The sequence below is a fragment of the Leclercia sp. UBA5958 genome (assembly GCF_002430365.1).
Taxonomy (GTDB): Bacteria; Pseudomonadota; Gammaproteobacteria; order Enterobacterales; family Enterobacteriaceae; genus Enterobacter; species Enterobacter pneumoniae.
In genome coordinates this window covers 579,731-595,073 of record NZ_DJCE01000011.1, presented here as the reverse complement: position 1 = coordinate 595,073, position 15,343 = coordinate 579,731, and the positions used below count along the sequence as shown (strand labels likewise).

Sequence of the window (15,343 nt, the reverse complement as noted above, 5' to 3'; positions counted from 1 at the left end):
GGAACTGCCAGGCATCAATTAAGAAGAACCCCGCACCGTAAGGTGCGGGGTTTTTTGCTTTGCATTCGCATACGGCACGTTCACTATTCTCTGGCTAAAATAATAAAACAAATCACAGCAGTGAGGTTATTTTGCCGAACCCTCCTTTTAACTACCAACAAGATTTCGCCAACATAAACTTTCGCGAGCATCCGGAGCTCTACCAGGTCGGACGAGGAGAGCAGGGGGTGTTATTGGTTGAACCTTATAAAAGTGAAATCCTCCCCCACTGGCGCTATAAAAATGCTGAAGTTGCCACGACGTCTGCCCAGGAAATTTACGCTTTGTTCGAGCAATATCGGCAGAAGAATGACTTTGTCGGCATGGACATGGCCCGTAAATTCATTCAGATGGGATATACCCGTGCCAGACGCTATGCGAACCATAAAGGAGGAAAAAAATATGACGAAGATCGTAACGTGAAGCCATTAGATCACGATCCGGTGAAGGCCGAAGCGGCTAAAATCTTTAAAACGTGGTGGGATAAAATCCGCGCAGATGAAGACTATCTGCAACGAAAACAAGAGCATCAAAAGAAATGGGGCTAGGAGACATCACCAGAGGTTATCTTTTTTATGATTTGCCTCACAAAATTTAATGAAACATAAAAATAACAAGTTTTTTACCTAACGCTACATTTTAAATGCGGTTTTACTTGGTATGGGTGCAATGGCCCGCAATGTAAGACAGGGGATTTAAAATGACAGAAACCGTAGCCAGTACAGATACGGATCATAAACAGAGCGCGGTGCAGGATACCCGCCGCAGAATCTGGGCAATCGTTGGTGCCTCTTCAGGTAACCTGGTGGAGTGGTTTGACTTCTACGTCTACTCATTCTGTTCACTCTATTTTGCTCATATTTTCTTTCCATCCGGTAATACCACGACCCAGTTGCTGCAGACAGCAGGCGTTTTTGCAGCTGGATTTTTGATGCGCCCTATCGGTGGCTGGCTATTTGGCCGCATTGCCGATCGTAAAGGGCGTAAAACCTCTATGCTGATTTCAGTCTGCATGATGTGCTTTGGATCGCTAGTGATCGCGTGTCTGCCCGGCTATGCCGTTATCGGCACCTGGGCTCCGGCGCTCTTGCTGCTCGCTCGTCTATTCCAGGGATTATCCGTCGGCGGTGAATATGGCACGAGCGCGACCTATATGAGTGAAGTTGCCGTGGAAGGCCGTAAAGGTTTTTATGCTTCCTTCCAGTACGTAACGCTCATAGGCGGTCAACTGTTAGCCATACTGGCTGTGGTGATCCTGCAGCAGGTGCTGAGCGATGAAGACCTACGTGCATGGGGATGGCGCATACCTTTTGCGCTGGGTGCAGTGCTGGCAATAGTGGCACTGTGGCTACGTCGTCAACTGGATGAAACGTCACAGAAAGAGGTGCGCTCGCTGAAAGAGGCGGGTTCATTCAAGGGGCTATGGCGCAACCGAAAGGCATTTTTGATGGTGCTCGGTTTTACGGCAGGGGGATCGCTCACCTTCTATACCTTCACTACCTATATGCAGAAGTATCTGGTCAATACGACGGGTATGCACGCTAATGTGGCGAGTATGGTTATGACCGTGGCGCTTTTTGTCTTTATGTTGATCCAGCCTGTTATTGGCGCGCTGTCGGATAAAATTGGTCGCCGTAGTTCAATGCTTATATTCGGGGGAATGTCGACGTTATGCACCGTGCCTATCCTGACGGCATTACAACATGTCTCCTCACCCTACGCCGCCTTCGCGCTGGTGATGGTGGCACTTATTATCGCCAGCTTTTACACCTCGATCAGTGGCATTCTTAAAGCCGAAATGTTTCCAGCTCAGGTGCGTGCGCTTGGGGTTGGGTTGTCTTATGCGGTGGCCAATGCCCTTTTTGGTGGCTCGGCCGAGTATGTGGCGCTTTCATTGAAATCGATAGGTAGCGAGACGATCTTTTTCTGGTACGTCACGCTCATGGGCGCGCTGGCGTTCATCGTCTCCTTAATGCTGCACCGTAAAGGCAAAGGTATTCGTCTTTAGTGATCAGCCAGCTGCCATAGGGTATAGCCGGTGGTTGCGCCGGCGATATCCCAGGCAAAATCCTTCCAGCTCCAGCCGCTTCCTGCCGGGCGGCTGTCCCAAAATTCCTTGCTGACCCCCAGACTGACCGAGAACATCAGTCCGTAAGCTGCGCTGCGATCGCGGCTATAGCCCTGGTGCCGGGCATATTCATTCCCGGCGGCGGAGAGCATAGCGGAAGCCAGAAAGTGTTGGGCTTTATCCTGGCCCGCCCAGCTGTCTTGTGCCATGTGGCTACAGCCGCACAGTAGACAACAGCCCAGGAGAAGGAGATATCGCATTGCAACCTCCATAAAAAAGCCCCGTCAATGACGGGGCAGGTGCATTACAGAATACGGCTGATAAGCCGATCAATACGAATGCGGCGTAAACGGCGTATCAGCTTACGCACTTTTACCGGATAGTCAGCGATACTTTGTAGATCGCGGTAGTGGTTCACTATGGTGGTGTGCGTGCGGATCAGATCCAGCTCGCGTTCACGCTGTACCGATAGCTCTTTACGCGGATCGTGGATCAGGATCGCATTCTCAAGATCAAGTCGCCATGCGCGCGGGTTAAGGTTATTCCCCGTCAGCAGCATCCATTCATCGTCAACCCACATTCCCTTCAGGTGATAGCTATTATCTTCGTGCTTCCACAGACGCACGATCAGCTGATCGGTATTCACATAATACTGAAGGCGGCTCAGGAAGCGGCGCAGGTTGATCTCGTAGAGATAAGGCAGCGCACCGATGATTTTAAACGGTTGATCTTCAGGGATATAAAAATCGTTTGCCGTTTTATCGCCAACGATGATTTCCACTTTTTTACCATCGCGCAGTAGCTGGATGATGCTACGAACCAACACTGCCGGCAAATTGAAGTAGGGGGTACAAATCGTCAGTTTCTCGTTTGTACAGGGCATCAAATGGAAGATGGTTTTATTTAACAGGCTCGATTTGCCAAGGCCGACCAGCGGTGTAACCGAGAGCTGGTCGTTATCGGCATCGCCCTGGAAATGGAATGCAGCATCACGCAACTCCTGACGGAATAAGCGAATGTCATTTTTGATTTCCGGGCTTTTAGGGCGATGGGGATCATCAAGGCGATTAACGCCACGGCCGTGTACCAGGTTCTGATCGACCCATGCAAACATCACGTCCGCCATACGCGCATTGCGTACCAGGTGGTAACGATCGTAACGGTACTTATCAAGCTGATGCAGGTAAACGTCATTCAGGCTGGCGCCGCTATAGAGCACGCTGTCATCAATGATGAAACCTTTGAAATGCAGTACGCCCAGGGCTTCACGGGTGTTTACAGGGACACCGTAAACCGGAACGTCAACGCCCGGATTCTGCTGGGCCATGCGGCAATACCAGTCAGCGTTGGTGTTAGAGGCAGCATCGCCGATGCGTCCGCGCTGTGCCCGATGCCAGTCGACCAGTACACGCACGTCCAGTTCCGGACGCTGGCGCTTTGCTTCATAAATTGCGTGTAAAATAGCGCTGCCGCCTTCATCCTGTTCAAGATAAAGCGCCACGATGCAAATACGTTGCGTCGCGCTGGCAATTTTTTCCAGAAGCGTTTCCCGAAAATGGGCGGGAGCGTAAAAGAACTCGACATCATCAACTGACTGAGAAATCTTCGGTAGTTGAGCAAGGTGTTGTTGATGTTTGTTGCGCTTAAATTTTGACAACATCACAGTGCGTTTCTTCTCTGTTCATTGAAGGGTTATCTGTACTAAGCAGACAACAGAAGCGGACAATCATATCATTAGTACCCGCGAAAGTGGTCAACATTTCCAGTACCTTACTCTTGTTTACCCTGCTGCATCAGATGCAGCGTTAGCCCCACGATGCCTTCTTCAAGCTGCACATCTATGGTAAATCCAAGTTTTCGCGCCAGGGCGATCATGCCCCTATTGTTAGGCATAGTAATACCATTAAGGCGCAGTAATCCGTGATCGCGCGTATAGCTAATGAGCTTCTCCAGCAGCCGTCGCCCAAGACCTAATCCTTTCAGATCCGAGCGAATCAGCACGGCAAATTCAGCATCGACGTTATCAGGATCCGAAATGGCGCGCGTTACGCCGAGTATCTCATCACCTTCAGAGGTTCGCCGAACGGCAACAAACGCCATTTCCCGATCGTAGTCGATCTGCGTCATGTTAGCTAAATCTTCATGGGTAAATTCATTGATTTCGCTGAAATAGCGATAGTAGAGATCCTCTTTAGTCACCTGAGCGATAAAGCGCTGCAACTGCGGTTCATCTTCCGGCAGGATAGGGCGGAACAGCGATTTTTCCCCGTTTTTCATCTCGACCCACTCTTCCAGCTGTTGTGGGTAAGGGCGAATAGCCAGCCGGCTTTCGCGATCGCCGCTGAAGGCTGCTACATCCATGGTGACATCCAGAGCGGTCATCTCACTGCCTGACGCCAGCAGAGGATGAATATCCAGACGCTGAATTTCTGGGGTATCCACGATCAGGTTAGAGACCTGCACGAGGAACTGGCTCAGCCCGGCAATATCCAGAGGTCGCAGTGCACTGCGTCCACGGATCTTTTTGCTCTTGATCGCCTGGATCACCAGATAGCGTGCCAGGTTCATGTTCAGCGGTGGCAGAGCTACCACTGCCTGCTCCTCCGGATGCCATTCCACGCCCCCTTCACCAAGCATGATCAACGGGCCAAACACCGGATCGTGCTCAACGACCACCCTCAACTCTTGCGCGCCGGCGCGGTTGGCCATGCTTTGTACCAACAGGCCATGGATGCGTGCCCGGGGCCAGGTCATTTTAACGCGATCGATGATGGCATCGGCCGCCTGCTGAACCTCTGCGGCCGTGCGCAGATAGAGCATAACGCCCTGAACTTCAGACTTATGAGGGATATCCGGAGAACGCAGCTTAAGGGCGACCGGATAGCCGATCTGCTCGGCGATATGTACGGCTTCTGCGCTATCGCTGGCAATCCAGGTAGGCAGGGTATTCAGACCGTACGCCTGAAGAATCGGTTGCACCTCATGGGTGTCCAGCGCACGCGCGCCCTCATCAATGGCCCGCTGTAACAGGTTACGGGCACCACTGATGTTCGCGGTCAGATTGCCGGGAAGCGCGGGGGTTTCACGCAACTGTTTCTGGTTACGTCGGTACTCCACCATATGCATAAACGCGGTGATAGTCCCTTCGGGGGTCCGGTAGGTCGGCAGTCCTGCTTCACTGAAAAGGCGGCGTGCCTCCTGGGATGAAAATTCACCGCACCAGTTGGTCAGTACAGAGACATACTTGCCACGTGGATGATTTTTAATGCCATCAATCAGCGCCCGCGCGCTCTCGCTGCCCGGGGCAACGGCACTGGGCGAGTGAATGACCATCAGAGCATCGAAATCCTGACTGTCGAGCAGAAGGCTAAGGGCCGTTAAATAGTGCTGATTGCTGGCATCGTCACGGAGATCAAGCGGATTGCCCGGCTCAACGCCTGCGGGCAAGGCCTCGCGCAGTCGTTGTAACGTCTCTTCGCTAAGGGTGGCGAGTTTACCATTACGCAACCAGAGCTCATCGAGGGCCAGTGCGGCCGGGGCTGCGCCATTACTGATAATCATCAGCCTCTCTCCACGAAGCGGGCGCATATGGCTCAGCGTTTCAACGGCGGAGAAGAGTTCATGCGTGTCCTGCACGCGTAACAGACCCGCGCGCTGAATGGCGGCATCCCAGGCCGGATCCATTCCGGAGTGGGAGTGCAATAACCGTTGGGCTGCCGGACTACGTCCGCTTTTGATCACCAGGATAGGTTTATTGCGCGACGCGCTACGCGCCGCAGAGACAAACCGCCGCGCATCACTCAAATGTTCAAGATAGAGCAGGATAGCGCTGGTTTTGCTGTCTCTCGCCAAAAAATCGAGCAGCTCATCCACGTCGATGTCGAGGCTATCACCCAGCGCGATAAAATACGAAAAGCCCATCTCACGTTGCTGAGCCCAGTCGAGAATAGTATTGGAAACCGCTGCCGACTGGGAAATAAATGCCAGCTTGCCTTTACGAATGGGCACCGGAGAAAAACTGGCATTCAGACCCTGCCAGGGCGCCAGCAGGCCGAGGCTGTTTGGGCCAAGCAAACGCATCTGATAACGTGCCGCGCAGGCCAGCAGATCGTTGTGCTGTTCAGGAGGAGAGGAGAGGATAATGCAGGTTTTACACCCTTTCTTGCCGAGCGCTACCAGCAGATCCAGATTGCGCCGGGCGTGCGTGCAGAGCACCGCCAGGTCGGGGATATAAGGTAAGCTTTCGACATCCGGCCAGGCAAGTACCCCCTGCACCGCCTTCCAGGCAGGGGTAACGGGCAGCACAGGCCCGCTGAAGCCGCCAGCCAACAGGTTGCGCATCATCAGATAACCAGCGCGTTCTGGCTTCATTGACGCGCCGATAACGGCGATGGATTTGGGGCGGAGTAAGGCTTCTAACCCACGCTGGCTCATTCAGGTCTCCTGAGAGTACGAGTGACCTGATGATTTTAAACGCTTTCTGACTCGGCTGCTGTGACGCTTCCCTTATGTACGGTTTTTCCGGCCAGATAACGTTCGCGAAAACAGGAAAAATGCTGACCCAATGCGCCAGCCGCCTGGCGATCGCCTGCCAGATCCAGCAAGGCAATGGCAACCTCGGCGGTACAATACTGGCCGTCTGCATGCGCTTCGCGCAGCCGGTAGGCTGAGACGCGAGAGAGATCGACAGAGATCACCGGCAGCGCATCAAGATAAGGGCTTTTACGAAACATTTTGCGCGCTTCTGTCCAGGTACCGTCCAGCATGATGAACAGCGGCGGTTTTCCCGCCGCCGGCGTCGTCAACACCTGGCGATCCGGGCCGGCATAAGAGGCGGGGAACACCACCATCGGCTGATAAGCGTCACTGGCTACCAGCTCAAGTAGTGCCTCTGGCGGCTCGGTGCGCGACCATTGAAACGCGACGGTATCTGGCAGGATATCGGCAATCAATCGCCCGGTATTGCTGGGTTTCATGGGTTCTGTATCGAACATCACCAGGCAAAATCGGCTGGTAGCATGGCTCGGCGTCAGGGTAGCGCACAGACACTGTTTCAGCGGTAACAAACAGCGTTGGCAGCGTCGGATGCGGTTGCCACGGGCGAGAAAAGGGCGCGTTGCGCGGGCAAGGCGTTCAGCACGCAGTTGCAATACGGCGTTATCAGTCATGAGAGATGCGCAGAAAAAACGCCATTTTCGCAGAGGAGTGGGCGGGGCACAAGCGGTGTGCCCCGGGTATGTCAGAGGGATTCGTTCAGCCAGCTATCGAAGGGGGCTTTGGGTACCGCGCCGTTCAGCATATCGATGACTTCACCATTCTTGAAAATCATAATGGTGGGAATACTGCGAATGCGGAAACGAGCACTCAGTTCGCGCTCCGCTTCGGTGTTCACTTTCACAAAGCGCATCTTCCCGCTACGCTCTTCAGCCACATCTTCAAAAATAGGGGCAAAGTTACGGCAAGGACCGCACCATGGCGCCCAGAAATCCACGACCACCGGCAGATCGTCCTTCAGCAGTTTATCCAGAGTTGCACCGGTAGCGTTGATGACATCACCATCGAACAATTCATGACCGCAACGTCCGCATTTAGCCACATCATCAATTCGGTCTTCCGGAATGCGATTAAGGGCCTGGCAGTTGGCACATACGGTATTCATAACTAACCTCAGGAATAGCAGTGGAACATAGCGGCCCAGGGCCGGAGTGTTTCTAATATGTTACATATTATCAGTGACCCTGTTTGAAACGACAATGCGTTTTATTCAATAAGAACAATAGTCATAAGCTTTGATACGAAATAATGGCTATGAGTGGATACATCGGGTAATCTGCGCGCTTCGCGCAGCGCTGGTGGAGAAAAGCATGAACGACGAACTGAAAAACAAAAGCGGCAAGGTCAAAGTGATGTATGTCCGCAGTGATGATGACTCTGATAAACGCACCGCAAATCCGCGTACCGGAAAAGGCGGCGGACGTCCGGGTCCATCTCGTGCAGACGGTGGCCGTCGCCCCGCCCGCGATGAAAGAAACAACCGCGGTGAAGACCGCAAACGCGATGACCGTAAACGTGATGATGCCGGTCGTGATGGGGGATCGCCATGGCGTACCGTATCCCGTGCACCGGGCGAAGAGACCTCGGCAAAAACCGATCACGGCGGTATTAGCGGAAAAAGCTTTATCGATCCGGAAGTGTTGCGCCGTCAGCGTGCTGAAGAGACCCGCGTCTACGGTGAAAACGCATGTCAGGCTCTGTTCCAGAGCCGTCCGGACTGTATTGTTCGCGCCTGGTTTATTCAGAGCGTAACGCCGCGCTTCAAAGAAGCACTGCGCTGGATGGCGGCCAATCGCAAGGCGTACCATGTGGTCGATGATGCCGAGCTGACAAAAGCATCGGGTACTGAGCACCACGGTGGCGTTTGCTTCCTGATTAAAAAACGTAATGGTACCACCGTGCAGCAATGGGTAAGCGAGGCGGAAGCCGATGACTGTGTGTTGGCGCTGGAAGATGTGGGTAACCCGCATAACCTCGGTGCGATGATGCGCAGCTGTGCTCACTTTGGCGTAAAAGGTGTTTTACTGCAGGATGCCGCACTGCTTGAATCTGGCGCGGCTATCCGCACGGCGGAAGGCGGCGCGGAACATGTGCAGCCTATCACGGGTGACAGCGTTCTGGATGCCCTCGAGCAGTTCCGCAAAGCGGGTTACGCTATCGTAACCACCTCCAGCCACGCTGGTACGCCGCTGTTCAAAGCAACGCTGCCACGTAAAATGGTACTGGTATTAGGCCAGGAGCGAGATGGTCTGTCTGATGCTGCGCTGTCCAGTGCGGATCTGAGCGTCTCTATCGACGGAACAGGCAATGTTGAAAGTCTGAACGTTTCCGTGGCTACCGGCGTACTGCTGGCAGAGTGGTGGCGTCAGAATAAAGCCTAAACATTGATGTTACCTGTATGCCCGGTTAACCGGGCATACAATCAAGACTACTCCCCTTCAGCCGGTAACACTGGCATCCAGTCAATAGGCTTCTCGCCGCGTTTTTCCAGCCACTCATTCGCCAGTACAAAGTGATTACAGCCAAAGAAACCGCGATGTGCTGACAGCGGTGAAGGGTGCGGCGCTTTAAGAACATGATGACGCTCCGGGTCGATAATCGCCCCTTTCTTCTGCGCATGCGATCCCCAGAGTAAAAACACCACCCCTTCGCAATGCGTGTTAATCAGGCCGATCACTTTGTCCGTAAATGTCTCCCAGCCGAGGCTGGCATGGGAATGCGCCTGGCCTGCACGTACCGTCAGCACGGTGTTTAATAACAACACGCCCTGGCGGGCCCAGCTTTCAAGATAACCATGTTTTGGTCGGGTAAAACCGGGAATCGACCCTTCAAGCTCTTTATACATGTTCAGTAGTGAAGGGGGGATCGCAATACCAGGGCGTACGGAAAAGGCCAGTCCGTGTGCTTGTCCGGGCCCGTGATAGGGATCCTGCCCAAGGATAACCACCTTCACATCGCTCAGTTCGGTATAGCGAAAAGCGTTGAAAACATCTTTCTGTGGCGGGTAAATCGTCTGGCCAGCTTGCCGTTCGGCGGCAACAGTACTGAGGGTATTAACAAAATAGGGTTGTTGTTTCTCTTCTGCCAGTACGTCGTGCCATGTTAAGGATGTTGTCATTTCGCTCTCCTGCAAATCTCAATCGCCTAAGCTTACCTGTTAAATCCTGAGTAGCAAAATTCCACGCTGAAATTGCCGTTAAGTCATTCAATTTGTATTGAATATCTACGCGATAACTTGATTCGGTGAAGGCGTTAAATTGATCTAAAGCAACAAAATCAGACCGCACAGTTTGTGTGGTTGGCGTTTCTATTGATTTACATCAATAAATGGCGGGAGGGTGAGTGATATATATACACACAAGCAACAATGGTTTTACCAATTGCCCGAAGCCGGGCAGACACCATATTAATGTAGTCTAAGGGAGACACCACATGATTACGGGTATTCAGATTACTAAAGCAGCAAACGATGACCTGTTGAACTCATTCTGGCTGCTGGACAGCGAAAAAGGCGAAGCGCGCTGTGTTGCAGCAAGAGCGGGTTTTGCTGAAGACGAAATCGTACCGGTTAGCAAACTGGGCGAGATCGAATATCGCGAAATTCCAATGGAAGTGAAACCAGAAGTGCGCGTAGAAGGCGGTCAGCACCTGAACGTGAACGTGCTGCGTCGTCAAACGCTGGAAGATGCCGTTAAGCATCCGGAAAAATATCCACAACTGACCATTCGCGTGTCCGGCTATGCAGTACGTTTCAACTCGCTGACGCCAGAGCAGCAACGCGACGTTATCGCGCGTACCTTTACTGAAAGCCTCTAAGGTTCAGTTATTGGGCAAATAAAAAGCCGGGTTATCACCCGGCTTTTTTTTACTCTTCAGTTTTGGATTCGGCCGCCGAACTGCTTGGCTTACGACGCTTACCAATGTTTTTGGTGTCGCGGTGGCGCTGTTTAACGCGTGGCTTCTCTTTTTCTTTCTCTTTTCTCTCTGCACGTTTCGCGAGTGCTTTTTTGGACGGTTTACCCGTCATTTTCTCACTCGGTGCACGCGTGGTCGGACGAAGCTCATCGATAACGCGCGCTTTCAGCGGCTCCTCGACGTAGCGGCCGATTTTCTGCAGCAGCAGGTAGTCATGCGCCTCGACCAACGAAATCGCAATACCTTTACGGCCAGCACGACCCGTACGGCCAATGCGGTGCAGGTAGGTATCGCCGCTACGTGGCATATCGAAGTTGATGACATGGCTCACGTCAGGGATATCGATACCACGCGCCGCAACGTCGGTAGCGACCAGGACATTCACGCGGCCATCGGTCAAACGCTTAATCCCTTCAGTACGCTTGACCTGCGCCATCTCACCTTCGAGATAACAGTTATTAATCCCGGCGTTACGCAGCATTTCAGCTAACTCATGCACACGCTCACGCTTGCGTACAAACACAATGGTACGGGTCGCATCGTCCTGTTTGAGCAGGTGCTTCAGCAACTCCACTTTGTGCTCGAGGTTATCGGCGCGGTAATACCACTGATGAATTTTCTTGCGCTCACGGGTGGATGGCGTGGCTGACACTTCTACGGGATCTTCCAGCAGACGCTCTGCAAAGTCTTTGATGGCATCGCCTTCCAGCGTTGCGGAGAACAGCAGGGTCTGTTTACGCCAGCGAGTTTCACCGGCGATATGTTCGATATCTTGCGCGAAGCCCATGTCCAGCATGCGGTCAGCTTCGTCCAGAATGAGTGTCTCAACGGCGCGGCAGTCGAAGTTCTCTTCTTTGATGTACTGCAGCAGACGGCCCGTTGTGGCAACCACAATATCCTGGTTTTCGCTGAATACTTCGGCGTGATTCATATAGGCTACGCCGCCGGTGATAGTGGCGATGTCCAGATGGGTATTCGCCGCCAGTTCACGCGCATGTTCGGCAACCTGTGTCGCCAGTTCGCGGGTAGGCGTCAGGATTAAAATGCGCGGTGGGCCTGATTTTTTACGGGGGAAATCGAGCAGATGCTGCAACACCGGCAGCAAGTATGCTGCTGTTTTCCCCGTGCCGGTTGGCGCAGAACCGAGCACATCACGGCCCTCCAGTGCAGGCGGAATGGCCGCAGCCTGAATGGCGGTCGGGCGTGTGAAGCCTTTGCTCTCAAGCGCATTGAGCAGGCTTTCATCGAGTTCAAGTTCGGAAAAAGTCGTTACAGTCATGTTCTACCTCTGTGTGGGGCGCTGATTATAGACGTTACCGCTGCAATCTTCATCTGTTTGTGTGGATATCCCTTTTCCACCGTTACGCTTTCCCCTATGCTACTTCAGTTTCGTTTAGAAGGTTGCTCTGACATGTCTCAACTCAAAGCGCAATTGCGCCGCGATGGATTTACGTTTAAACAATTTTTCGTTGCACACGATCGCTGTGCAATGAAAGTGGGTACCGATGGCATCCTGCTTGGCGCCTGGGCGCCGGTAGCCGGCGCTAAACGTATTCTGGATATTGGCACCGGGAGCGGCCTGCTGGCGCTTATGCTGGCGCAGCGAACGGAGCAGTCGACGACCGTCGATGCCGTCGAGCTGGATCCCGAGGCAGCAGAGCAGGCGAGCGAAAACCAGGCCGAATCGCCCTGGGCCTCGCGCATCACTATTCATTGTGCGGATGTCCTTAGCTGGGCGCCAGAACAAACCGCACGTTATGATCTTATCGTGAGTAATCCGCCTTATTATGAACCCGGCGTCGAGTGTGCGACGCCGCAGCGCGAACAAGCGCGATATACCAGTTCACTCAGCCACAGTGCCTTGCTTGCCTGTGCCGCGGCGCTTATTTCGGAAGAGGGATTTTTCTGTGTCGTGCTGCCGGAAAGCACGGGTAGCCATTTCATAAATATGGCAACAGAGATGGGCTGGTATCTGCGCCTGCGCACCGATATCGCCGATACCGAAGGCAGGTTGCCGCACCGGGTGCTGCTGGCCTTGTCGCCGAAAGAGGGAGAGTGCTTTAGCGACAGAATGGTTATCCGTGGATCAGACCAGCGCTATTCCGAGGATTACACCGCGCTGACCCACCCTTTCTATCTCTTTATGTGAGCCAGCGGCGAGAGCACGGACGGCCCGGAGTGTTCCAGTTGCTCCGGATAATCCAGCGTATAGTGCAATCCGCGGCTCTCTTTACGCATCATCGCACAGCGAACAATCAACTCTGCCACCTGCACCAGGTTACGTAGCTCCAGCAAATTGTTAGAGACGCGGAAGTGGGCATAGTACTCATCAATTTCTTGCTGCAACATGGTAATACGACGCAGGGCGCGCTCCAGACGTTTGCTGGTGCGTACGATACCGACGTAATCCCACATAAACAGGCGCAACTCATGCCAGTTGTGCTGGATCACGACCAGTTCATCCGGATTTTCGACCCGGCTCTCATCCCAGGCGGGCAGGGTATGGGCATGGCGCGCATAGGGCATGCGCTTAACGATATCTTCCGCCGCCGACCAACCGTACACCAGACACTCCAGCAGAGAGTTAGAGGCCATGCGGTTTGCGCCGTGCAGGCCGGTATAACTCACTTCGCCAATTGCATACAACCCATCCACATCGGTACGACCATGATCGTCCACCATCACGCCGCCGCAAGTGTAGTGCGCGGCAGGTACTACGGGTACCGGATCCCGGGTGAGATCAATGCCTAAGCCGAGCAGCTTTTCGTAGATAGTCGGGAAATGCTGACGGACAAACTCGGCGGGCTTATGGCTGATGTCCAGATACATACAGTCCACTCCCAGGCGTTTCATCTCATGGTCGATAGCGCGGGCAACAATGTCACGTGGGGCAAGTTCGCCTCGCGGATCAAAGTCGGGCATAAAGCGTGTGCCATCGGGCCGCTTCAGGTGTGCGCCTTCACCGCGCAAGGCTTCTGTTAGCAGAAAATTGCGAGCTTGCGGATGGAAGAGGGCTGTCGGGTGGAACTGATTAAATTCCAGATTCGCCACGCGGCAGCCTGCACGCCACGCCATGGCGATACCATCTCCTGAGGAGATGTCCGGGTTAGTGGTGTACTGATAAACTTTTGACGCACCGCCGGTGGCCAGCACAACGGCTTTGGCCTGACAGGTTTCAACCGTCTCTTTATTACGGTTCCAGACCCAGGCCCCGACAACCCGACGCGTGCCGGGCAAGCCGATTTTGTCAGAGACAATTAAATCTACGGCGTTGCTGCGCTCCAGCACCTGGATATTTGGGTGACTCAACGCCTGGCTCACCAGGGTGGTTTCCACCGCTTTACCCGTGGCGTCGGCAGCATGCAGAATACGGCGATGGCTATGACCGCCTTCACGCGTCAGGTGATAACCCTCTTCCCCGTTTGGCTGCACGTGGGTATCAAACAAAACACCCTGATCGATCAGCCACTGGACGCAGTGGCGTGCGTTACTGGCAACAAATTCTGCGGCGTGTTTATCAACAATTCCGGCCCCGGCAATCAGGGTGTCTTCAACATGTGAAGCTATGCTGTCTGTTTCGTCAAACACGGCTGCGATACCGCCCTGGGCGTAGAAAGTTGATCCTTCGCTTACCGGTCCTTTACTCAGGACAATGACTTTTTGGTGTTTGGCGAGCCGCAGGGCGAGAGAGAGGCCCGCTGCACCACTGCCGACGATCAGGACGTCGCAAGAGAGTTCTGGAAGTGTGTTCATGATCTTTGTTTAATTTACTAAACAGTGTCTGGCCAGCATAGCACCCGAATGCGAGAAATCGCACGTTTTTTTTACTGGGTGTTGCAATGACTAAACAAGCCTGGGGGACCGCTCTGGGGCAAAAATGGGAGAAATATTTTGCGAAGCAGATCGTTAGCTTCAGATTATGTGGTGAAATAAAGCCCGCGTTGCGGTACTCTGCTGGCGGAAATGCCATTTCTTATCAGAAACTGGGTGCGTATCGTGAACAGACTTATAATGATAGAAAACGAACAGTCTGCAGCGCGATTAACAAAAACAAAGGCGTGACGGAACTTTTTAAGAAAACAGCCCTCTACACAACTGCTTGCTCACAGTGCAGTGTTTAGAGTGGCGTTTCGATAACGCGTGGATTTTAGGTTTGGGGAGACATTACCTCGGATGAGCGAGCAGTTAACGGACCAGATTCTGGTTGAACGGGTCCAGAAGGGAGATCAGAAAGCTTTTAACCTACTGGTGGTGCGCTACCAGCATAAGGTGGCGAGTCTGGTTTCCCGCTATGTACCTTCAGGGGATGTCCCTGATGTCGTACAGGAATCTTTTATTAAGGCCTATCGCGCGCTGGAATCATTCCGGGGGGATAGTGCTTTTTATACCTGGCTGTATCGAATTGCTGTCAATACGGCAAAGAATTACCTGGTCGCTCAGGGCCGTCGTCCGCCTTCCAGTGATGTTGATGCGATAGACGCAGAAAACTTCGAAAGCGGCGGCGCGTTGAAAGAAATTTCGAACCCTGAGAACTTAATGTTGTCAGAAGAACTGAGACAAATAGTTTTTCGTACCATCGAGTCGCTTCCGGAAGATTTACGCATGGCAATTACGTTGCGGGAGCTTGATGGCCTGAGCTATGAAGAGATAGCCGCTATCATGGATTGTCCGGTTGGTACGGTTCGTTCACGTATTTTCCGTGCGCGAGAAGCTATTGATAATAAAGTTCAACCGCTTATCAGGCGTTGACGATAGCGGGATACTGGA

16 protein-coding genes are annotated in these 15,343 nt (G+C 53.2%); 8 read left to right on the top strand and 8 right to left on the bottom strand.

All coding sequences use genetic code 11. The features are described 5' to 3' along the window. Positions 1-131: 131 nt before the first annotated feature. On the top strand, positions 132-587 hold the full coding sequence (locus B2Q93_RS18340) for a DUF4385 domain-containing protein (RefSeq protein WP_286783328.1): 456 nt from the start codon (positions 132-134) through the stop codon (positions 585-587). A gap of 152 nt (positions 588-739) precedes the next feature. Next, the gene (locus tag B2Q93_RS18335; RefSeq protein ID WP_212478437.1) at positions 740-2,047 is read left to right on the top strand and encodes an MFS transporter; all 1,308 of its coding nucleotides are present in this window, start codon (positions 740-742) and stop codon (positions 2,045-2,047) included. Here B2Q93_RS18335 and B2Q93_RS18330 read toward each other — a convergent pair. From B2Q93_RS18330 to trxC, 5 genes are all read right to left on the bottom strand, one after another. Beyond that, positions 2,044-2,367 carry a YfiM family lipoprotein gene (locus B2Q93_RS18330; protein WP_286933987.1) on the bottom strand — a complete coding sequence of 108 codons (324 nt, stop codon included), beginning with the start codon at positions 2,365-2,367 and terminating at the stop codon, positions 2,044-2,046. The genes B2Q93_RS18335 and B2Q93_RS18330 overlap by 4 nt on opposite strands. A 44-nt stretch (positions 2,368-2,411) precedes the next feature. Beyond that, positions 2,412-3,767, bottom strand: coding sequence for a CDP-diacylglycerol--serine O-phosphatidyltransferase (gene pssA, locus B2Q93_RS18325; RefSeq protein ID WP_040074448.1), 1,356 nt, complete (start codon positions 3,765-3,767; stop codon positions 2,412-2,414). A 110-nt stretch (positions 3,768-3,877) separates the two neighbouring features. Beyond that, positions 3,878-6,541 carry a bifunctional acetate--CoA ligase family protein/GNAT family N-acetyltransferase gene (locus tag B2Q93_RS18315; protein WP_286933986.1) on the bottom strand — a complete coding sequence of 888 codons (2,664 nt, stop codon included), beginning with the start codon at positions 6,539-6,541 and terminating at the stop codon, positions 3,878-3,880. Positions 6,542-6,576: 35 nt separating this feature from the next. Beyond that, positions 6,577-7,275 carry a tRNA-uridine aminocarboxypropyltransferase gene (gene tapT / locus B2Q93_RS18310; protein ID WP_286933985.1) on the bottom strand — a complete coding sequence of 233 codons (699 nt, stop codon included), beginning with the start codon at positions 7,273-7,275 and terminating at the stop codon, positions 6,577-6,579. 71 nt (positions 7,276-7,346) lie between these two features. Then, on the bottom strand, positions 7,347-7,766 hold the full coding sequence (trxC, locus tag B2Q93_RS18305) for a thioredoxin TrxC (protein WP_040074452.1): 420 nt from the start codon (positions 7,764-7,766) through the stop codon (positions 7,347-7,349). 205 nt (positions 7,767-7,971) lie between these two features. Here trxC and B2Q93_RS18300 point away from each other — a divergent pair, with 205 nt between their 5' ends. Then, a complete protein-coding gene (locus B2Q93_RS18300) occupies positions 7,972-9,042 on the top strand; it encodes a tRNA/rRNA methyltransferase (protein ID WP_040074454.1) in 1,071 nt (356 codons plus the stop codon). Between the two features lie 47 nt (positions 9,043-9,089). Here the strand turns inward: B2Q93_RS18300 and ung are convergent, their stop codons facing one another. Then, positions 9,090-9,779, bottom strand: a complete 690-nt coding sequence (gene ung / locus B2Q93_RS18295) for a uracil-DNA glycosylase (RefSeq protein WP_207292230.1) — start codon at positions 9,777-9,779, stop codon at positions 9,090-9,092. 314 nt (positions 9,780-10,093) lie between these two features. Here ung and grcA point away from each other — a divergent pair, with 314 nt between their 5' ends. Then, the gene (gene grcA / locus B2Q93_RS18290) at positions 10,094-10,477 is read left to right on the top strand and encodes an autonomous glycyl radical cofactor GrcA (protein ID WP_286933984.1); all 384 of its coding nucleotides are present in this window, start codon (positions 10,094-10,096) and stop codon (positions 10,475-10,477) included. 49 nt (positions 10,478-10,526) lie between these two features. Here grcA and srmB read toward each other — a convergent pair whose 3' ends face one another. Further along, entirely contained in the window at positions 10,527-11,855 is a 1,329-nt protein-coding gene (gene srmB, locus B2Q93_RS18285; protein WP_046884527.1) for an ATP-dependent RNA helicase SrmB, read from the bottom strand. Between the two features lie 132 nt (positions 11,856-11,987). Here srmB and trmN point away from each other — a divergent pair, with 132 nt between their 5' ends. Beyond that, complete coding sequence (gene trmN / locus B2Q93_RS18280; protein WP_286933983.1) at positions 11,988-12,725, top strand: tRNA(1)(Val) (adenine(37)-N(6))-methyltransferase TrmN; 738 nt, start codon at positions 11,988-11,990, stop codon at positions 12,723-12,725. On the opposite strand, the gene nadB is transcribed toward trmN, so the two are convergent. Beyond that, entirely contained in the window at positions 12,710-14,329 is a 1,620-nt protein-coding gene (gene nadB / locus B2Q93_RS18275) for an L-aspartate oxidase (protein ID WP_046884529.1), read from the bottom strand. The two genes, trmN and nadB, sit on opposite strands and share 16 nt — an antisense overlap. An 86-nt stretch (positions 14,330-14,415) precedes the next feature. Here nadB and B2Q93_RS18270 point away from each other — a divergent pair, with 86 nt between their 5' ends. Genes B2Q93_RS18270 through rpoE form a run of 3 tightly spaced genes read left to right on the top strand, consistent with a single transcriptional unit; the run spans position 14,416 to position 15,325 of the window. After that, positions 14,416-14,697, top strand: a complete 282-nt coding sequence (locus tag B2Q93_RS18270) for a hypothetical protein (RefSeq protein WP_286933982.1) — start codon at positions 14,416-14,418, stop codon at positions 14,695-14,697. Beyond that, positions 14,685-14,753 (top strand): rpoE leader peptide RseD, encoded by a 69-nt coding sequence (rseD, locus tag B2Q93_RS21240; RefSeq protein ID WP_231313890.1) that lies wholly within the window; start codon positions 14,685-14,687, stop codon positions 14,751-14,753. The genes B2Q93_RS18270 and rseD overlap by 13 nt, the downstream gene beginning before the upstream one ends. Then, positions 14,750-15,325, top strand: a complete 576-nt coding sequence (rpoE, locus tag B2Q93_RS18265) for an RNA polymerase sigma factor RpoE (protein ID WP_032613187.1) — start codon at positions 14,750-14,752, stop codon at positions 15,323-15,325. The genes rseD and rpoE overlap by 4 nt, the downstream gene beginning before the upstream one ends. The last annotated feature ends 18 nt before the right edge of the window (positions 15,326-15,343 follow it).